Source organism: Achromobacter sp. AONIH1, assembly GCF_002902905.1.
Taxonomy (GTDB): domain Bacteria; phylum Pseudomonadota; class Gammaproteobacteria; order Burkholderiales; family Burkholderiaceae_B; genus Achromobacter.
The window spans coordinates 3,313,868-3,329,820 of sequence record NZ_CP026124.1; the positions used below are offsets into that span (position 1 = coordinate 3,313,868).

General features: G+C 66.8%; 20 protein-coding genes. 17 read left to right on the forward strand and 3 right to left on the reverse strand.

All coding sequences use genetic code 11. From position 1 onward, the window contains the following. Nucleotides 1-15 precede the first annotated feature (15 nt). From C2U31_RS15190 to C2U31_RS15250, 12 genes are all read left to right on the forward strand, one after another. Nucleotides 16-456, forward strand: a complete 441-nt coding sequence (locus tag C2U31_RS15190) for a phage protein (protein WP_103273524.1) — start codon at nt 16-18, stop codon at nt 454-456. 10 nt (nt 457-466) lie between these two features. Continuing rightward, a complete protein-coding gene (locus C2U31_RS15195) occupies nt 467-916 on the forward strand; it encodes a phage tail assembly chaperone (protein WP_103273525.1) in 450 nt (149 codons plus the stop codon). Nucleotides 917-1,093: 177 nt separating this feature from the next. After that, nucleotides 1,094-2,893: a phage tail protein gene (locus C2U31_RS15205; protein WP_158658384.1), complete on the forward strand. Its 1,800-nt coding sequence runs from the start codon at nt 1,094-1,096 to the stop codon at nt 2,891-2,893. After that, on the forward strand, nt 2,890-3,489 hold the full coding sequence (locus tag C2U31_RS15210) for a phage baseplate protein (protein ID WP_103273527.1): 600 nt from the start codon (nt 2,890-2,892) through the stop codon (nt 3,487-3,489). The genes C2U31_RS15205 and C2U31_RS15210 overlap by 4 nt, the downstream gene beginning before the upstream one ends. A gap of 9 nt (nt 3,490-3,498) precedes the next feature. Then, nucleotides 3,499-3,798 (forward strand): hypothetical protein, encoded by a 300-nt coding sequence (locus tag C2U31_RS15215; RefSeq protein ID WP_103273528.1) that lies wholly within the window; start codon nt 3,499-3,501, stop codon nt 3,796-3,798. Between the two features lies 1 nt (nt 3,799). Beyond that, entirely contained in the window at nt 3,800-4,846 is a 1,047-nt protein-coding gene (locus C2U31_RS15220) for a hypothetical protein (RefSeq protein WP_233772784.1), read from the forward strand. A gap of 37 nt (nt 4,847-4,883) precedes the next feature. Beyond that, a complete protein-coding gene (locus tag C2U31_RS15225; RefSeq protein WP_103273529.1) occupies nt 4,884-5,627 on the forward strand; it encodes a Gp138 family membrane-puncturing spike protein in 744 nt (247 codons plus the stop codon). An 8-nt stretch (nt 5,628-5,635) separates the two neighbouring features. Next, nucleotides 5,636-5,989 (forward strand): hypothetical protein, encoded by a 354-nt coding sequence (locus tag C2U31_RS15230; protein WP_103273530.1) that lies wholly within the window; start codon nt 5,636-5,638, stop codon nt 5,987-5,989. Continuing rightward, the gene (locus C2U31_RS15235) at nt 5,986-7,170 is read left to right on the forward strand and encodes a baseplate J/gp47 family protein (RefSeq protein WP_103273531.1); all 1,185 of its coding nucleotides are present in this window, start codon (nt 5,986-5,988) and stop codon (nt 7,168-7,170) included. The genes C2U31_RS15230 and C2U31_RS15235 overlap by 4 nt, the downstream gene beginning before the upstream one ends. A gap of 5 nt (nt 7,171-7,175) precedes the next feature. Next, a complete protein-coding gene (locus C2U31_RS15240) occupies nt 7,176-7,841 on the forward strand; it encodes a DUF2612 domain-containing protein (RefSeq protein ID WP_103273532.1) in 666 nt (221 codons plus the stop codon). Between the two features lie 29 nt (nt 7,842-7,870). Beyond that, a complete protein-coding gene (locus tag C2U31_RS15245; RefSeq protein WP_103273533.1) occupies nt 7,871-8,839 on the forward strand; it encodes a hypothetical protein in 969 nt (322 codons plus the stop codon). Nucleotides 8,840-9,633: 794 nt separating this feature from the next. Continuing rightward, nucleotides 9,634-9,990 carry a phage tail protein gene (locus tag C2U31_RS15250; RefSeq protein ID WP_103273534.1) on the forward strand — a complete coding sequence of 119 codons (357 nt, stop codon included), beginning with the start codon at nt 9,634-9,636 and terminating at the stop codon, nt 9,988-9,990. 58 nt (nt 9,991-10,048) lie between these two features. Here C2U31_RS15250 and C2U31_RS15255 read toward each other — a convergent pair whose 3' ends face one another. Further along, nucleotides 10,049-11,071 (reverse strand): tyrosine-type recombinase/integrase, encoded by a 1,023-nt coding sequence (locus C2U31_RS15255; protein ID WP_103273535.1) that lies wholly within the window; start codon nt 11,069-11,071, stop codon nt 10,049-10,051. Nucleotides 11,072-11,230: 159 nt separating this feature from the next. After that, a complete protein-coding gene (locus C2U31_RS30990) occupies nt 11,231-11,464 on the reverse strand; it encodes a hypothetical protein (RefSeq protein ID WP_233772390.1) in 234 nt (77 codons plus the stop codon). Here C2U31_RS30990 and C2U31_RS30995 point away from each other — a divergent pair. The 5 genes from C2U31_RS30995 to yddG all read left to right on the forward strand — a co-directional run bounded on the left by C2U31_RS30995 (nt 11,454) and on the right by yddG (nt 15,475). Further along, nucleotides 11,454-11,711 carry a hypothetical protein gene (locus tag C2U31_RS30995; protein WP_233772391.1) on the forward strand — a complete coding sequence of 86 codons (258 nt, stop codon included), beginning with the start codon at nt 11,454-11,456 and terminating at the stop codon, nt 11,709-11,711. The genes C2U31_RS30990 and C2U31_RS30995 overlap by 11 nt on opposite strands. After that, nucleotides 11,701-12,189, forward strand: coding sequence for a hypothetical protein (locus C2U31_RS15265; protein ID WP_103273537.1), 489 nt, complete (start codon nt 11,701-11,703; stop codon nt 12,187-12,189). The genes C2U31_RS30995 and C2U31_RS15265 overlap by 11 nt, the downstream gene beginning before the upstream one ends. Continuing rightward, nucleotides 12,182-12,451, forward strand: a complete 270-nt coding sequence (locus C2U31_RS15270) for a hypothetical protein (RefSeq protein WP_103273538.1) — start codon at nt 12,182-12,184, stop codon at nt 12,449-12,451. Before C2U31_RS15265 ends, C2U31_RS15270 begins: the two co-directional genes overlap by 8 nt. Before the next feature lie 415 nt (nt 12,452-12,866). After that, nucleotides 12,867-14,441 carry a sensor domain-containing diguanylate cyclase gene (locus tag C2U31_RS15280; RefSeq protein WP_103276386.1) on the forward strand — a complete coding sequence of 525 codons (1,575 nt, stop codon included), beginning with the start codon at nt 12,867-12,869 and terminating at the stop codon, nt 14,439-14,441. 113 nt (nt 14,442-14,554) lie between these two features. Continuing rightward, nucleotides 14,555-15,475, forward strand: a complete 921-nt coding sequence (gene yddG, locus C2U31_RS15285) for an aromatic amino acid DMT transporter YddG (RefSeq protein WP_233772392.1) — start codon at nt 14,555-14,557, stop codon at nt 15,473-15,475. An 18-nt stretch (nt 15,476-15,493) separates the two neighbouring features. Here yddG and C2U31_RS15290 read toward each other — a convergent pair whose 3' ends face one another. Further along, on the reverse strand, nt 15,494-15,682 hold the full coding sequence (locus tag C2U31_RS15290) for a hypothetical protein (RefSeq protein WP_103273540.1): 189 nt from the start codon (nt 15,680-15,682) through the stop codon (nt 15,494-15,496). Between the last annotated feature and the right edge of the window lie 271 nt (nt 15,683-15,953).

Consider the following 15,953-nt stretch of genomic DNA (forward strand, 5'->3'; position numbering starts at 1 on the left):
ACAGGAGCACAGCAGATGTCTACCTATTCGTTCGCTGATATCAGCGCCAGCCTCGTCGGTCCCGGCGGCGCAATCTCGCTGGGGTATGGCTCGGGCGTGGCCGACGAGGGCATCGCCATCGCCGCCAAGGCCGAGAAAAGCGCCATGACCGTGGGCGCCGACGGCGAAGTCATGCACACCCTGCGCGCCGACAAGAGCGGCACCGTGACGCTGACCTACCTGAAGACCTCGCCGATCAACGCGCAGCTGCAGGCCCTGTACGACGCTCAGTCGCTGGACAGCCGCCTGTGGGGCAAGAACCTGATCACGGTCACCAACCCGTCGACGGGCGACGTGACCACCTGCCGCTCGTGCGCGTTCAGCAAGAAGCCGGACCTGTCCTACAAAAAGGACGGCGACACGGTGAAGTGGACCTTCGACGCGGCCAAGATCGACACGATCCTCGGCATTTACTGAGCACGGCGCCATGGCATTGGAAATCGACCTGAACGGCCACCGGTATTCCATCGGAAAACTGAGCGCCAAGCAGCAGTTCCACATGTCGCGCCGCATCGCCCCGATCGTTCCCACGCTGATCCCCGTGTTCGTCCGCCTGGCGGCGGGCGGCAAGCGGATCAGCGAGGATCCGGGCGGCATGGCCGATGTGCTCCAACCCCTGGCCGATGGCCTGGCCGCGATGAAGGACGAGGACGCCGAGTACGTGCTCGACACCTGCATGCAGGCGGTGCAGCGCAAGCAGGAGCACGGCTGGGCCAACATCTGGTCGGCCAGCCAGCGCGTGCCGATGTTCCAGGACATCGACCTGGCCGTCATGCTGCCGCTGGCGCTGCGCGTGATCACCGAGAACCTCGGGCCTTTTATTCAAGGGCTGCTTACCAGCCAGACCGGCAGCCCCGAGGCGACACAGGCTGGCTGAAGCGCCTGCCTGGCGGCGAGGACTGGCTGCTGGCGCCGGTCCTCGAGGGACTCTGCAAGTACGAGTCCCTCAAGGACGGCACGCTGGACCTGGCCGACATCGCGCTCCTGAACGACGCCTTGTCGGTCCGGGCAGACAACAAGGCGGAAGCGCACCGCCGCTACATGGCAGAGAAAAATGACTAGTATTTCCGTGCCCGTGGATGCGGGCGGAACCGCGACCTTCAAGATAGACAAGGGGCAGATGGATCAGCTGATGTCGCAGCTGGGCCAGCTCAGCGACCAGGGCAAGCCGTCCCGGTCCGAGAAGCTGATGCAGGCGCTGCAGACGTTCGTGGACCGGGCCCATACCGTGGTCAGCTTCGCCGAGAGCCGCCTCGAACGCTTTGAAAACGCGTTCATGGCGGCGCGCCTGGCGGGCACATCGGGCAGGGAGCTGCGCGCGCTGGAGGCGGCCGGGCAGGAATTCGGCCTGTCGGCCGAAGCCATGCGCAATGGCGTGCAGGCGCTCTATCGCTCCGTGCGCGATGATCCCGAGGCCGCGGCAGCCCTGCGCAACCAAGGCATCAGCACGCATGACGACGAAGGCAATCAACGCAGCACCGCCGATCTGGCGCGAGCGCTGAGCAATGTGCTGCAGAAGCTCGATGGCAAGCAGGCGAACGAGCTGGGCAAGCAGCTCAATCTTGACGCCTCCGTGATCGAGGCGCTGCGCAACCCCGCGTTCCCGGCACAGGCCGACAGCGCGTATGCCGGCCTGGAAGGCAGCAAGGTCGACGCCGCCGGCGAACGCGCTCATCGCGTGATGACTTCCGTTCGTGAGGTCGGACGCCAGCTGGACAGTGTGTTCGCGCAGGCCTTCCTGACCATGGCCGACAAGCTTGAACCATTCCTGCAGAACGTCGCCACCTGGCTGAAGGAAAACGGCACGCTGTTGGGCACGCGCCTGGGAGAAGTCGGAAATTTCTTCATCTCCATCCTGTCCGGGCTGGGACCACTGATCTCCATGTTTCAGTGGTTGGACGAGGCGACCGGCGGATTCTCCACGCAACTTACGCTGGCGCTGGGCGGCCTGTTGCTGCTCGGTGGCGGCGGCGTGATCAGGGGACTGTTCAGCCTGCTGTCGTCCTTGTCGAAGGCAACCGGTTTGACCGAGTTCCTGGGGAAACAGTGGACGCGGTTGAAAGATGCCCTGGGTCCGATGGCGGAGCGGGCTGGAGCCGCGATGCGTTCGGCATTCTCCCGCATGGGCAACTTCCTGCTGTCGTCGGGCAGGGCGATGGCGACGGGCATCGGTCAGATGGCCGCCAATGCCTGGGCCCGGCTAGGCACGTTCGCGACGCAGGCGGGCAGCTTCGTGGCCAATGGCCTGAGCGCCGTCGGCAGGGCGGTGGCGCAGACCGCCGAGTCGCTGTGGTCCAGGGTCACATCGTGGTTTGGACGCGCGTCGGCGTCGCTGGGAGAACTGTCCGGCCAGGCCGCGCGGGTTGGCGCCCGTGTCGGCGGCGGCGCAGCGCTGATGCTGATGCCGAGCGAACTGGGAGACGATCAGCTGGAGCTGAAGAAGCTCCAGTACCGGCGCGCCAACGGCCTGCCCCTGGACGGTTCGGCCGATCCCGATCAGGACGGTCTTGAAGGCAGCGTGATGCAGTACTACGTCAAGCCAGATGGGCCGGAACCTGCGCGCACCGCGCCCTATCCGTCGTCGCCGACGGCCGACCGACTGAGTCGCATGTTGAACCCGAGCAGCATCGAACCGTGGCAAGGCTATGCGCCGGGTTTCGCGGGCACCGGCCTGCTGGGCCTGCCGGGAATGCCGCCGGCGCAACCCGGCGTCACCTCGGCAACCGTGAACGCCAACACCACCATCAACGTGCATGGCGTATCCGACCCGCTGGCCGTCGGCAACGCTGTCGCCAACGAGCAGAACCGGGTCAACAGCGACCTGGCTCGCAATACGCGAGGAGCAATGGAGTGAACGAGCTCGACTTCCAAGGGGCCGACATGGTCGGCCTGTCGTCCAAGCGCATCGGCGACATCCTCATCCAGGCGACCACCAGCGAGTCCTACGACGACACGCTGTCCATCACCAGCCACCCGGTCGAGTCCGGCCCCTATGGCAACTCGGCGATCAGCGACCACGCCTACAAGCAGCCGCTGACCGTGACGCTGAAGTGCGGCTGGAGCAACGCTTCCTACGAGGCGCTGCTGGGCGCCAGGGCGATGGACGTGGCCAACGGCAAGGCGGCCGCCGACGACTACGCGACCGCGATCTATTCGCAGCTGCTGAGCCTGCAGGAAGCGCGCGAGCCGATCGAGGTGGTCACCAGCCGCCGGCGCTACGTGAACATGCTCATCGAGAGCCTGGGCGTCGAGCACAACCTGGCCAGCTCGGGCGCGCTGTTCGTGACCGTCAAGCTGCGCGAGGTGATCGTGGCGCAGACCCGCGTCACCTCGCTGCCGCCCTACGCGCACCAGCAGCAGAAGGAAAAGACGGCCGACAGGCAGAACCTGGGCACGAAGTCGCCCAAGCCCGTGGCCGCGCCATTCGACGGCCCGCGGGCCTCGACCTAGGAGACGACCATGAACTACTTCGAAATCCCGCTGTCGCCGATCCCGCAGGTGTTCGCCATCTCGCTGGGCGGAGAGGACTACCGGCTGACGCTGCAATACCGCGACGGCTGGATCCTCGACGTGGCCGACGACCTGGGCAAACCGCTGGTGTCGGGCCTGCCGCTGGTGACCGGGCTGGACCTGCTGGCGCAGCATCGCCATCTGGGTTTTGCAGGCGGGTTGTGGGTCAAGGGCGCGGAATCGCCCGACGACGCGCCCACCTTCAACGACCTGGGACGCGGTTCCCATCTCTACTGGGCGGCTGAATGACATGGCCGACATACCGATGATGGAACCCGTCACCACCTACGGCGATCCGGTGGCGGACGAGGCGGGCGTGCGCCAGTGGGGCCGCAAGGTCTCGCTGATCGTGGGCGGCGAAGAGGCGCTGGACCTGTCTGAACTGAGTTTCAGCTTCGAGATCAAGCGCAACGACGCCAGCTCGCCCAACACCGCGACCATCAAGGTGATGAACGCCAGCGCCGAAACCGCCAGCATGGTGCAGAAGGAGTTCACCCGGGTGGTGCTGCAGGCCGGCTACGAAGGCAACTACGGCGTGATCTTCCACGGCAATCTGGTGCGCGCCAAATGGGGCAAGTCCGGCGGCGTCGACACCGTGCTGAACCTGACCGCCGCCGATGGCGACCAGGCCTACAACTTCGCCGTGGTGAACACCACCCTGCCCAAGGGCGCGACCAAGGCCGACAAGCTGCGGCTGCTGTGCTCGGCCATGAACCCCTATGGGGTCAAGCAGGGCTACGCGCCCGAGCTGGACGGCAAGGCTTCGATCCGCGGCACGGTGATGTCCGGCATGGCGCGCAGCTACATGAATGATGTCTGCGGCAGCGCCAACGCGCTGTGGAGCATCCAGGACGGCAAGGTCAACGTCGTGCCGGAGACTGCCTACATGCCCGGTTCGGTGCCGGTCATCTCGCACGAGACCGGCCTGGTCGGCATGCCCGAGCAGGCCGAGAACGGCATCAAGCTGCGCATGCTGCTCAATCCCAGCATCCGCGTCGGCGGGCTGATCCACCTGGACAACAGCCGCATCGCCGAATACGGCTTCCAGGCCAAGGCGGGCGCCAAGCGCGACGGCGGCAAGAAGGCCGAGGCGGAAGTCGACCGCAGCGAGCAGCGCAAGATCAGCAGCGATGGCTACTACTACGTGATGGTGGTCGAGCATCGCGGCAACACGCGCGGCGGCGATTGGTACACGGACGTGCTGTGCGTGGCCACCGACGCGACGCTGTACCCGGGCGATCTCGGGCAGGCCGGCCCCGGCGGCGGCGATGGCAAGGCCGCCAACGTCGTCAAGTAGGCGGCGCGCGTTTCAGATGACCCAGGCAGGATGACTCATGAACCGACTTGAAAGCTTGAACGATCCGGAAGCCAGCTTGCGCGCCGGTATGCGCGGCGCGCTGGCTGAAACCTGGACCGCCATGCCGGCCGTGATCGTGGACTTCGATCCGGTGGCGATGACGTGCTCGGCGCAGCCCGCGATCCGCGCGCGCGTCACGGCGCCCTCGGGCGGCCAGCAGCACATGCCGCTGCCGCTGCTGCTCGATTGCCCCGTCTACTTTCCGTCGGGCGGCAATTGCACGCTGACCTTTCCGGTCAAGCCCGGCGACGAATGCCTGGTGGTGTTCGCCTCGCGCTGCATCGACGCCTGGTGGCAGTCGGGCGGCGTGCAGGACCAGGCGGAAATGCGCATGCACGACCTGTCCGACGGCTTCGTCTTCGTGGGGGTGCGCTCGCAGCCGCGCGTGCTGCCGTCGGTCAACACCGGCGCCACCGAGCTGCGCAGCGACGACGGCTCGACCTTTCTGCGACTGGATCCTGCCAGCCAGAAGGTGAAGATCGTGGCGCCGGGCGGTTTCGAGGTCGTGGCGCCGGTGTCCGAGTTCTCGGATCAGGTGCTGGTCAAGGGGCTGCTCAGCTACGTGGCCGGCCTGGTCGGCAGCGGCGGCCAGGGCAGCGCCGCGCGCATCACCGGCGCGCTCAACGTGATCGGCCAGATCATCGCCAATGGCAAGCGGGTCGACGACACCCATACCCATACCGCGCAAGGCGCCAACGCGGCCACCACGCCGCCCAACTGAGGACACCTATGCGTTACCGAAAACTCGACGCCGACGGGGACTACTCGTTCGGCGCGCGGCAGGCCGACTTTTTCCGGGACTCTCCGGACACCGTCGCGCAGGCCGTCAAGACGCGGCTGATGCTATTGCGCGGCGAGTGGTTCCTGGACTCGACCGAGGGCATGCCCTGGCAGGGCGAGGTGCTGGGCAAGCAGCCCCGCGCCAGCTACGACTGGGCCATCCGCCAGCGCATGCTGGGCACGCCCGGCGTGACCGGCATCAGCGACTACGCCAGCCGCCTCGATCCGCAAAGCCGCGGCCTGAGCGTCACGGCAACCCTTACAACCCTTTATGGCTTGGCCATCGTGCAGGCGGCTCTATGACGATACTCTCTACCGCTCCGGTGATCGACGCCGCGGGCATACGCGCACCGAGCTACGGCGAAGTGCTGCAGTACTTCAAGGACCAGTACCGCAACATCTACGGCGCGGACACCTACCTGGAGGCCGATAGCCAGGACGGCCAGCTGCTGGCCGTGTTCGCGATGGCGATCCACGACGCCAACACCGCGGCCGTCCAGGTCTACAACGCCTTCTCGCCGGCCACGGCCTCGGGCGCCGCGCTGTCCAGCAACGTCAAGATCAACGGCCTGGCGCGCGGCGTGGCCACGCGCTCGTCGGTCGATCTGCGCATCGTGGGGCAGGGCGGCACCACCATCTCCGGCGGCGTGGCGCTGGACGGCGATCGCGTGCAGTGGGAGCTGCCGGCCAGCGTCACCATCCCGCCGGCCGGCGAGATTACGGTCACCGCGCTGTGCCGCAAGGTCGGCGCCGTGGCCGCCGCGCCGGGCTCCATCACGCGCATCGGCACGCCCACGCTGGGCTGGCAGTCCGTGACCAACCCGGCCGCCGCCACGCCCGGCGCGCCCGTCGAAAGCGACGCGGCGCTGCGGGTCCGGCAAGCCGTGTCGGTGGCGCTGCCGTCGCGCACCGTGCTGGAAGGCACGGTCGGTGCGGTGGCGTCCGTGCCGGGCGTGCTGCGGCACGTCGCCTACGAGAACGACACGGCCGTCGCGGATGCCAATGGCCTGCCGCCGCACAGCATCGCGCTGGTGGTGGACGGCGGCGACGCAGGCCTGATCGCCAGCGCCATCGCCGCCAAGAAGACGCCAGGCACCGGCACGCATGGCTCGACCAGCGTGGTGGTCACCGACATCTACGGCATCGCGCATCCGATCCGCTTCTTCCGGCCCATTCGCGTGCCGGTGTCCGCCGAGATCCAGATGCGCGCGCTGGCCGGCTACACCACGGCCACGGGCCAGGCGGTGCAGCGGGCGGTGGCGGACTACATCAATGGCGTGGCCATCGGCGGCGGCGCCAGCGCGTCCGTGGAATGGGCCGACGCCATCTCGGCAGCCAATGGCGTGCCGGGCAGTGGCACCTTCAAGATCACCGGCCTGGCGCTGCGCCGGTCATCCGGCAACGGCGCGCCCGACGTGGCGCTCGCCTTCAACGAGGCGGCGTCGACCACGCCCGACGCGGTCAAGATCACGGTGAGCGGGTGAGCGACATGGCCAATGCTGACGAATATCTCGGGCTGCTGTCCGCCTATCACCGCCCGCGGCCCAGGTTCGGCGCCACCGTGGCGGCGGTCTGCGGCGCGGCGGCTGCCGTGCGCGACCTGTACGCGGGCATGCCGGACACCTTCGACCTGGACCTGGCCGTCGGCGCGCAGCTGGACACCGTGGGCCGCTGGATCGGGCTGGGACGTCGCGTCGCCACGCCGATCTCCGGCGTGTACTTCGCGCTGGACATCGAGGGGCTGGGCATGGACCAGGGCGTCTGGCAGGGGCCCTTCGATCCGGACAACGGCCTGACCGTGCTGGACGACGACACCTACCGGCTGCTGCTGCGGGCCAAGATCGGCGCCAACCACTGGGACGGCACGCTGGAAACCTCGGCCGCCATCCTGAACCAGATCTTCCAGGGCGGCACCCATGTGCTGATCGAGGACAACGGCGACATGTCGGTGGACATCGGCGTGGCCGGCGCGCCGCCTTCGGCGCTGTTCCTGGCCCTGCTGACCGGCGGCTACATCCCGCTCAAACCCGAAGGCGTGCGCATCAAGTACTACGTGCTCCCTTCGGGTGAGGGGCCGCTGTTCGGTTTTGACGTGCAGAACCAATACATCTCGGGGTTCGACAACGGACTCTGGGGATCGCTGTTCGCCGGTTGAATTCGCCGGTTCAATAAGGAAAACACTCCGTGGCTATCAATCAAATCCTTCCCTTCGGCACCGCCGCCGGCGCCAACGTGCTCGCACCCGCCGACTATCAGGCCCTGGCCAGCCGCAATGCCGGCTTCTCGGCCGGCACCGCCAAGTCTAAAGAACTGAATACCGTCTGGCGCCAGGCGTCCTTCGTGGCCGCCATGCTCGGCCAGTACATCGCCGACAAGAGCGGCCAGGACGTGCTGGACAACGGCGACCTGGCCGCGCTGCAGGCCAAGTTCGTGGCCGCCCTGGCCGCCTCGCCGGCCTTCACCGGCACGCCCACCGCGCCCACGCCCGCCGCCGGCGACAAGAGCGGCAAGCTTGCCACCACCGCCTTCGTGGCCGGCAACTTCCCGCGCGTGTGCTCGATCGGCGCGCTGCCGACGCAGGACATCGGCCCGATCATCGTGGCGGAATGCTCCGAGGTCTGGACCTGGGTATCCACCCCGTACTACACCGGCTACCGCTCGCCGCTCTGCGGCCGTCCGGTGGACGGTCACACCGTCACCCCGCTGGCCAGCGAAGTCGACGCGGTCGGCGGCGAGCTGAGCAAGACCGACTATGCGCGCCTGTGGGGCTATGCGCGCGAGAATAATCTGGTGGTGTCCGATGCGGTCTGGACCGCGAACCGTGGGGCGCATTACTTCGCGGATGTCAGCGGGACGACGTTCCGGGTGCCGGATTTGCGGAATATGTTCCGGCGGTATACGGGGACTGACGCTGACACTGCAAATGCGAGGGGGCTGGCGAGCAGGCAGGGTGACTTGCTACGGAGGCATTCACATCGCTTCCAGACATCAGGTCAAAGCGGGACTAGCTCAGGCGAGGCCATCGCGGTCCATCGCAATGTCATGAGCGCTGTCAACATCATTTGGAACAATTCCGGCTCTACCATTGATGACAGTGGCGGGAACGAAACCCGACCGGTGAACACGGCGTACCACCCCCGCATCCACGTATGAAATTAGGCATGGATACGTGGGTGATAAGCGACGTTTTCCGGTCTAACCATGGCAGACATGCTCGACATTGTGACGGAGGTGTAGCCGCCCGGGACGATGGTGGAGCGCAGTGCCGGATAACGAGACAAGTCGGCGCTATCGGCGCCGATCGACGCAGGTGCGTTCGGGCTAGGACAACCCAGCGCCGTCACCCCCTCGCCGTCACTTGTTAAGGGATCGTAGGGTATGAGGGTGCCGCGCTGCTTGCTCCCAACGACTCTCGCATTTGCAGTGAGGCAGTCGTCAAGCATGGATCCGAGGGTGGTATGCGGCGTTTACCGGCCGCGTCTCGGCTCCGCCGGCCTGGCCGGTAACACCTGCGCCGTACAGCGCATAAGAACTCTGGCCAGCGCTCAAAGATCCAGAGCCCACACCGACCGCGAGGCTGGCGTGGTGGTGGCTCTGGAGCTGCTGGAGTTGCTGCGAAGCCAGCGCGCGCGCATTTGCAGTGAAGTGGACGTCACATGTGGACTCGAGGGTAATAGGCAGTGTTCATTGCCCTAGTCTCAGATGAAGTACGTGTTCCTGCCGAAAGTGCGAACACGGCATCTATAAACCTCAGAGGAGCCACACCGCCGGTCGAAGCTGCGTAGATCAGCCCCGTATCGCGTGTTTTGGCAAAGACACCATCGACCATGCCGCTGGTGCCAGCGGCTAGGTCGATCAGCGTTCCTGTTGCGCGCTGGATGGCGTCCAACTGCTTACTGGCTAATCCCCTCGCATTTGCAGTGCAAACCCCATTTAAAGGAAAAACTATGCACAAATCCGTATTTCAAACCGACGACGACGGCCTGTTCCTCTATGAGACCGTCGCCAATGATCTGCCCCTGTCGCCCGGCGCCTACAACGTGCCCTTTGGCGCCTATCCCGATGCGCCGCCCGCAGGCGGCAGCGGCCGTTGGCCGCGCTGGACGGGCAATGGCTGGCAGATGGTCGAAGACCATCGCGCCACGCCGCTATGGGTGGCGGAAACGGGGGAGTCCTATGCGATCGGCAGCAAGATCAAGCTGCGCGGCGGTGTTGACGACCTGCGCTATCCCGGCTGGGGACCGTTGCCCGCCTGGCTGAGTGATACGGCGCCGCAGCGTCCGGCCGAGGGCGCGGGCGTCTGACGATAGTCCGGCAGTGCTGTCTCTTCGGCGGCCCTGCACCGGGCGCTGGATCTGCGCGCTAGGCGGCGAGCGGAAGAGCGTCCAGCCCTTCGAGTCGTTCGCGGCGCAGCTGTTCCAGCTGGCGCTTGCCCAGCGGACTGCGCGCCAGCTTCTGCGCCAGCTCGCGTCCATGCGGATGGTAGTAGCGCAGCAGCATGCGGGTGTCGACGTTGCCGTTGACCTTGGCCAGCTCGTGGATCTGGAACACCGTGGCCAGCTGTGAGGTGCCTTCGTGCCGCAGATCGTGAAAGCGCAGATCGCGGAAATAGGCCGTGTTGGGACGCCGTCCGTGATGACGGCACAGCGCTTCGTAGCGCAGGCGGGCGCGGCGTCGCGCGCGGATGAAGGCGCGCGTGACGGAGCCCGGACGCATCGCGAAGATGCGCCCGCGCATCGGCTTGCCGGTGACCCAGCGGCGTAGCGCCTCGCGCGCTAGCGGGGTCAGCGGCACGTCGCGCGCGCGGCCGTTCTTGGTGTGGGGCAGGTGGACCACGCCATGCATCAGGTCCAGGTGCTCGCGCTGGATGCCGACCACTTCCGAGCGGCGCATGCCGGTTTCCCGGGCCACCGTCAGGATGGTGGGCAGCTCGCTGGAGCGGGTGGCCTGGATGATCCAGTCCAGTTCCTGGCGCGGGCATTGCTCTTCGGACAGGCCGCGCAGCGTGATGCGGTCGAACAGTCGACGGTCGCGGGCATCGTCGATCGCCGGCCTGCGCACCAATTGAACCGGGTTCGCCAGCTGGTCGAAGCCCCAATCCTTGCGGATCACCGTGTAGACGTGGGACAGGAAGGCCATGCGCCGCACGACGGTGGCCGGCGCGCGGTCCTTCAGCCATTCGTCGCGCAGCTCGGTCAAGTCCGAGCTGCGGATCCGGTCCACCGGCCGGATCGCCTGCCGGGTCGCTCGCCAGATGCGGGCTATGGACTGCTCTGATACGTGCCCCTTCTTCGTGGCTGAGACCTCGGCCAGATAGCGATCGAGCGCATCGGCCAGGGTGGGCGCGGGTTTGCGGCGGGGCTGTCGGCGGGTCCAGGGCTTCATTGCAGGTTCGGAAATCAGAGTGGGATCAGGAGTGTAGGCGCCCCATTGGCGGGCGCGCGACGCGAGCGGGCGAGAGTTTCGCCCGGATCGCGTTTTTTTCTTCCATGGCCGGCGCCTCCCTGCGCCCGGCCATGGGCGGGAGACAGGGATGCGGGGTGGTCAGAGGAGTAGCAAGGATATGGAACCGGGATCGACGGGGTTGGGCGGGTTTGCCGCGTTGAAGATTGCGCTGGCGTTCGGCATGCCGGCGGCCATGGCGGCGCTGATCGGCATGTTGCTGATGCCGCCGCGCAGCTCGCGCGAGTTCGTGGCGCGCACCGCCTGTACTGTGGTGAGTTCGTTCTTGTTCGGGCCTTTGCTGGCGATCGGGATGATCGCCTGGATGCCCGACATTGTTTCGTCCGCCTATTGGCTGGCCCAGCGCACGGGCCTGGGCGAGGACGGGCTGCTGGCCATGTTCTACGTGCTGGGGCCGTGCATGTTGCTGGCAGGGCTGCCGGCCTGGTGGGTGCTGGGCGCCTATCTGCGCCTGACGGCCAAGCTGCAGAACCAGGACCTGGTCGATTGGGCGGTCGAGATCCGGCGCAAGGCGCTGGGCTTGGGGCAGGGTACGGAGAAAGGAGGAAATCATGACGCTTGAACAAGTGATGCGGGACGCGATCCGGCCCGCGCTGGCCCTGCTACCGGCCGCCATGGACACGCCGCAGGCGCGCTGCATGCTGTTGGCGATCGGCCTGCAGGAAAGCCGTTTCGTGCATCGGCGGCAGATCGGTGGTCCGGCGCGCGGCTTCTGGCAGTTTGAACAAGGCGGCGGCGTGCGCGGCGTGCTGGCGCATCCGGCCAGCGCGGCGCTGGCGCGCCAGGTATGCCAGGTTCGCGGGGTGCCGCCGACGGCGCCGTCCGTGTACTCGCGCCTGGAACTGGACGATGTGCTGGCGGCCGCGTTTGCGCGGCTGCTGCTTTGGACCGATCCGGCGCGCCTGCCGCGCACGGGCGATGCCGATGCTGCCTGGGCGTTGTACTTGCGCACCTGGCGGCCGGGCAAACCCCATCGCCAGACCTGGGACGCGCTGCATGCCCAGGCGGCGCAAGCGACCGAGGAGTTGGAACATGCTTGAGTCATGGGTGAAGCGTAGCCTCGGCTGGATGGCGGCCTTGCTGGCGGGCCTGGCCGCCGTCGCCGGGGTGTATTGGAGGGGGCGGGCCCGGGGGCGCGAACAGGAGCGCGCCGACACCGAGGCCCGCCTCCAGGCCAGGGCCGTGCAGGCCCGCAAGGAGGTGGAACATGTGCGTGAGAACGTGGCTCGCAGCGATGACGATGCCGTGGCTGCTCGGCTCAAGTCTGGCTGGGTGCGCGGCGGTCCCGAAGACCGGCGTTGAATATTGCGACCATGCCCGGCCGGTCTATTTTGGAACCGCGGCCGAGGTCGATGCCACGCCGCCCGGTGTAAGAAGGCAGATTCTGGAACATAATGAAACGGTCGCGCGCCTCTGCGTTTTGAATTAAATTGGGGACGCGGTGTTTCATCCTATGCTGTTCGGTCATGGACCGGGTAGCCGCCGATACCGCCCGGCGAGGCGGTCAATCCGCTGTGGCGGACGCGGCACGGCAGGGACAGTTGCTGGCGCTCATTGTGTGATTGCGGGGTTTTGCAATAATTTCTGACTTTCTCTTCCCGCCATTTATTGGCCGGAACGAGGCATCGGGAGGCGCTATGGGGCGGGGAGTGCGGTTCGGACAGCGCGCGTGGCGCAGGGCGCCGCGCGTTTCGAGTGCCATGGATTCCTGACGATCATGACCGACGGCGAGAGCTTGGTCAGCGCGCGGGCACGCCCGCCACGCCGGTACTCCATGCGCACCGGTCTGCTGCTGCTGGTGTTCGCCTGTATTTTCCCGGCGCTCGTGGTGGCCTCGTTGGCGGTGTACGAGAGCTACGTCATCCAGAAAGAGCGCATATTCCGCGACAAGATATTCCTGGCCCGCAATCTCACCGCGATTCTTGATCGCGAGTTGACGGCGGTCGAGGCTGGCATGCAGATGTTGGCGTCTTCGCCCGATCTGGTGGCGGGCGACCTGCCCGCGTTCCATCAGCGCGCCCGCGATGCGGTGCGCTTCCAGATCGCCGACAGTTACGTGCTGACCGACAGGGCGGGCCGGCAGGTCCTCAATACCCTGGTTCCCTACGGCACGTCGCTGCCGATGAGTCGGGTGCCGCGCGATCTGGACCGTGTGTTCGAGTCACGCGCGCCGGTGCTGAGTGGCCTGTTCACCGGCGCGGTCAGCGGCAGTCCCAGGATCGCGCTGGGCGTGCCCGTGCTGCGCGGCGAGGACGTGATCTACAGCCTGAACGTAGGCCTGTCGCCGGAGCGCATCGGTGCGGTGCTGGGCCGCCGCTCCTTGCCCGAAGGCTGGGTGGCCGCGGTGCTGGACAGTTCCGGCACGATCGTCGCGCGCACGCGCGATACGGCCAAGTTCGTGGGGCAGAAGGCAGTGCCGGCCTTGGCGCGCGCCGTCCAGGACGAGAGCGAGGGTTCGCTGGAGACCCTGACCAAGGAAGGCACGCCGGTCTACACGGCCTTCAGCCGTTCCGCCTTGTCGGGATGGACCGTCGCGGCCGGCGCGCCCATGACCCTGGTGACCACGGATCTCTATCGTTCGATCGCCTGGATCGCGCTCGGCACGCTGGCGGCCTTCGGGCTGGGCTTGTGGCTGGCCTTGAAACTCGCCAGCCGCCTGACGTCGGCCGTGCAGGGACTGGTCGGGCCGGCGCTGGCGCTCGGGGAAGGGCGGCCGGTGGAGGTGCCGCGCACCCATGTGAAGGAAGCGGTGGAAGTGGGGACAGCCTTGCAGCAGGCCTCGCGGATGTTGGCCCATGCTCAGCATCTGGCGCACTACGACCCACTGACCGGCTTGTGCAACCGCGTGCTGTTCGGCGAACTGGTGCTGCGTGAATTGGCCGTGGCGCAACGCAGCGGCGCTTCGTTCGCGATCCTGGCGATCGACCTGGACGGTTTCAAGGCCGTGAACGACATGCACGGGCACGCCGCCGGCGATACCGTGCTGAAAGAGGCCGCCGACCGGATGGCCAATGCCATTCGCGTCTCTGACGTGGCGGCGCGGCTGGGCGGCGATGAGTTCGCCATTCTGTTGCTGGCGGGCAACCGGGAAAGCGCCCAGGCCGTGGCCGAGGCGCTGGTGGAAAGCCTGTCGCTGCCCTATGCCAACGTCAAGGTCGCGGTGTCGGCCAGTGTGGGCATCGCCGTCTATCCGCAATCGGGCACGACCATGCTGCAGCTGCTCGAGCGCGCCGATGTGGCCTTGTACCAGGCCAAGGGGCTGGGCAAGCGCCGGGTCGCATCCGACGTGTGAGCGGTCGGGCGGGCGCCTGGCTGGCGCGGTCAATTGGTTAAACTGCCCGGCTTTGGCGTCCCGGTTGTTCGGGGGGCTGGCCGTCATGAGCGGCGCGCAGCAGGAAGTCGCAGTTGAAATCAGTCATTGGAATTGGCAGCAGCCGCAATGCCGCCACCTTGTCCGGCCTTGCGGCGGTGGCGCTGTGGGGCACCGTCGTCGGCTTGATCCGAGGTGTCAGCGAGAACTTCGGCCCAATCGGGGGAGCGGCGCTGATCTATACCGTCGGGTCGGTCCTGCTTCTTGCGATGCTGGGGTTCCCGCGCCTGGGCGCATTCCCGCGCCGTTATCTCATCGTCGGCAGCGCGCTGTTCGTGTCCTATGAAATCTGCCTGTCGCTGTCGCTGGGCTTCGCCGCCGATCGCGCGCAGGCCATCGAGCTGGGCATCGTCAACTATCTGTGGCCCTGTTTGACGGTGGTTTTCGCCATGCTGATCAACGGTCAGCGCGCCAGCGCCTGGGTGGTCCCGGGCATCGCGCTGTCGCTGTGCGGGATCGCCTGGGTGGTGGGTGGCTCGGCCGGCCTGTCGTGGGAGCGCAGCATCGCCAACGTTGCCAGCAACCCAGTGAGCTATGGCCTGGCTTTTTGCGGCGCGATCATCTGGGCCGTCTACTGCAACGTGACCAAGCGATATGCCGACGGCAAGAACGGCGTGGCCCTGTTCTTCATGTTGACGGCGGCGGCCTTGTGGGTCAAATACCTGTTGGCGGGCGAAGCGACGCTGCGTTTCGCCTGGCCGGCGATGCTGGAGCTGCTGGTCGCGGGCAGCGCCATGGCGGCGGGCTATGCCTTGTGGAACATCGGGGTGCTCAGAGGCAACCTGACGCTGCTGGCCACGGCTTCGTATTTCACGCCGGTGCTGTCCACGCTGTTTGCCGCGCTCTGGCTGTCCACGCGGTTGACCATGGCCTTCTGGCAAGGCGTGCTGATGGTCACGGCGGGGTCGCTGCTGTGCTGGGCGGCGACGCGCGGCCGGCCTGCGCGGGCAGGCTAGCCGCAAGGGGACAGCACACTAGCGGACCAGCGTCTGGGCGACGGCGTAGCCGATCGGAATGACCAGCAGCGAGGCGAACAGCGCGCTGACGATCGTCGCTGAAATCTTGAGCCAGGGCTCGGGCCCCGCGCTTTGCACCGTCTGAACCATCAACGTGACGATACCCACAACCATCAAACAGCTCATTGCCACTGCGATGTAAGTCATGTTGTCTCCGTCTTCGCCTGATTGAAGGGCTACGGCATGCCGCTGGGCGGTCTTGTTGTTTGACTTGATTGTGCGCCTGCTTTCGCGGGCAAGGCCCTAGGGGTTTTACTGACGGGAAGCGGGATCTGTGGCGTCCTGGCCGCGCAGTTCGCAGCAAAAACGCGAGTTTGAATCTGCGATTCTGGCAGGCGGATCCCCTGGCTGCCAGGATTGGCGCGGGTTTATTGATTTCGCCGCGCTGCGCAATCGTTTCGAATGGACGCAGGCGCGG

Coding starts and splice junctions, on each gene's coding strand:
- C2U31_RS15235 (WP_103273531.1), top strand. CDS start 5,986: ATGACGATACTCTCTACCGCTCCGGTGATCGACGCCGCGGGCATACGC.
- C2U31_RS15265 (WP_103273537.1), top strand. CDS start 11,701: ATGACGCTTGAACAAGTGATGCGGGACGCGATCCGGCCCGCGCTGGCC.
- C2U31_RS15230 (WP_103273530.1), top strand. CDS start 5,636: ATGCGTTACCGAAAACTCGACGCCGACGGGGACTACTCGTTCGGCGCG.
- C2U31_RS30995 (WP_233772391.1), top strand. CDS start 11,454: ATGCCCGACATTGTTTCGTCCGCCTATTGGCTGGCCCAGCGCACGGGC.
- C2U31_RS15225 (WP_103273529.1), top strand. CDS start 4,884: ATGAACCGACTTGAAAGCTTGAACGATCCGGAAGCCAGCTTGCGCGCC.
- C2U31_RS15250 (WP_103273534.1), top strand. CDS start 9,634: ATGCACAAATCCGTATTTCAAACCGACGACGACGGCCTGTTCCTCTAT.
- C2U31_RS15280 (WP_103276386.1), top strand. CDS start 12,867: ATGACCGACGGCGAGAGCTTGGTCAGCGCGCGGGCACGCCCGCCACGC.
- C2U31_RS15270 (WP_103273538.1), top strand. CDS start 12,182: ATGCTTGAGTCATGGGTGAAGCGTAGCCTCGGCTGGATGGCGGCCTTG.
- C2U31_RS15240 (WP_103273532.1), top strand. CDS start 7,176: ATGGCCAATGCTGACGAATATCTCGGGCTGCTGTCCGCCTATCACCGC.
- C2U31_RS15205 (WP_158658384.1), top strand. CDS start 1,094: ATGACTAGTATTTCCGTGCCCGTGGATGCGGGCGGAACCGCGACCTTC.
- C2U31_RS15195 (WP_103273525.1), top strand. CDS start 467: ATGGCATTGGAAATCGACCTGAACGGCCACCGGTATTCCATCGGAAAA.
- C2U31_RS15255 (WP_103273535.1), bottom strand. CDS start 11,071: ATGAAGCCCTGGACCCGCCGACAGCCCCGCCGCAAACCCGCGCCCACC.
- C2U31_RS15215 (WP_103273528.1), top strand. CDS start 3,499: ATGAACTACTTCGAAATCCCGCTGTCGCCGATCCCGCAGGTGTTCGCC.
- C2U31_RS15190 (WP_103273524.1), top strand. CDS start 16: ATGTCTACCTATTCGTTCGCTGATATCAGCGCCAGCCTCGTCGGTCCC.
- C2U31_RS15290 (WP_103273540.1), bottom strand. CDS start 15,682: ATGACTTACATCGCAGTGGCAATGAGCTGTTTGATGGTTGTGGGTATC.
- C2U31_RS15220 (WP_233772784.1), top strand. CDS start 3,800: ATGGCCGACATACCGATGATGGAACCCGTCACCACCTACGGCGATCCG.
- C2U31_RS30990 (WP_233772390.1), bottom strand. CDS start 11,464: ATGTCGGGCATCCAGGCGATCATCCCGATCGCCAGCAAAGGCCCGAAC.